A 1,521-nucleotide genomic window follows, 5' to 3' on the forward strand; every position below is an offset into this window, starting at 1 on the left:
AAATAGTTCGATTACATGACCTCCGCGAAATGGCAAATCACTCTCAAAGTAAATGAGATAATAGTCACTAGCTTCAACAAGAATATAGAATATGAGAAATATATATTTTATAGGAAATGGATTTCTCTTTTTAATAAAGTAAATGGCAAGAGGCAAAATGGCCAAAAGCAATACATAAACTAAAAACCCAAGACCTCCTTCAGGTAATCCAACTTCCTTGTTGGTATATTTCGGAAAAATAAAATAATAAAAGAAGTCATAGCCAATATAAATAAAATAAAAAAGCCAAATAAATAATTTTATTGTTTTATTTTCTTCTAAAATTAATACTTCATTCCTGGTGTTAATGTTCATTGCCAGGCTCCTTTATCAATTAATTAACAAATATTCCCCATAATTATATCAGTATGTGTCATATCTTGTAACTTTTTGTCATTAAACATGATGTTTTTTTATATTAAAGTTTTTTATAGAATCATAAAAAACTTTAATATAATAAAAATGGACCAGGTTATCAAAGCCTGGTCCATAGTTTTTATGCAGTTTCACTCATATTGTATTCATTAAGGATGCCTTCAAGCTTCAACGCAAGTCCCATGCTTCCCTGGACCTTCAACTTCCCTGTCATGAAGGCTGCGGTTCCGTTCAGCTTGCCCACAATCATCTTCTTGAAGTTTTTATCTGAGAGCCTTAAGGTGCAATCTGCAGATTCCGTTGCTCCTTCTATTACCCTTGCAGATCCATCCTCAATTACCAGCTGGAAAGTGCCGCTGTCCTCACCAGTGATTTCATACTGATAAATTACATTTAATCCACGAATTGGCTCAGGTTTATCTTTCATAACCCACTCAATCACCTGCCACACTTCCCTAATCGACTTTCTTTACAACATACAGAACACCCCCTATCAAACTCAGAATATATCTACATCATATCTAGTAGAAAATCCCGCATCAATCCGATATAAAACGTATTTATATTGAGGACCCGACAAACAAAGGGGCAACTTTAACACAGTAAAGCAGTGGGGGTCAGACCCCCACTGCTGTGATGCGTTAAACCGCCGGGGGTCTGACCCCCAGCGCGGTGGTGTGTTAAAGCACCTTACTACTTATCCTAGCTGCCTGTGCTGGCGAAGGCTTTTAGGCCTTTGTTCCAGAAGGTGTAGGCGATGACGCAGCAGACGATGGCTGCGACTGGTGTCCATAGGGCGAATTCTTTGTAGCCTGATTTATCGATGAAATAGGCTGCTGGATAAAAAGCTGTGAATCCGTATGGGATGACCCATGTAAGGAACATGCGGATGCCCTTGTGATAGATGGTCAGCGGGTATCTAGCAAAGTCGCTCATGTTGAATACTGCCCATACGATCGGCAGGCTGTCGATCATCCAGAAGCTGAATGTAGCAAAGAACAAGTTGATCGCTACAAATATTAGACCTGATGAAATGATCATCACAACGAGCATCGCGATTTCCGCAGCTCCCCATACGAGATCAAGCTGCGGAATGGCTGTACCCAG

At 39.6% G+C, this 1,521-nt stretch carries 2 protein-coding genes and 1 pseudogene; all 3 read right to left on the minus strand.

The window, feature by feature from the left end; all coding sequences use genetic code 11:
- Positions 1 to 354: pseudogene (locus tag WB217_RS07340) on the minus strand (ATP-binding protein); the annotation flags it as partial.
- A 181-nt stretch (positions 355 to 535) separates the two neighbouring features.
- The gene (locus WB217_RS07345) at positions 536 to 841 is read right to left on the minus strand and encodes an SCP2 sterol-binding domain-containing protein (RefSeq protein WP_423992053.1); all 306 of its coding nucleotides are present in this window, start codon (positions 839 to 841) and stop codon (positions 536 to 538) included.
- Between the two features lie 275 nt (positions 842 to 1,116).
- Positions 1,117 to 1,521, minus strand: a 405-nt coding sequence (locus WB217_RS07350) for an ABC-2 family transporter protein (protein WP_423992055.1), incomplete at its 5' end; no start/stop codon positions are given.

This window comes from Mesobacillus sp. (assembly GCF_049588175.1).
Classification (GTDB): Bacteria; Bacillota; Bacilli; order Bacillales; family Cytobacillaceae; genus Mesobacillus.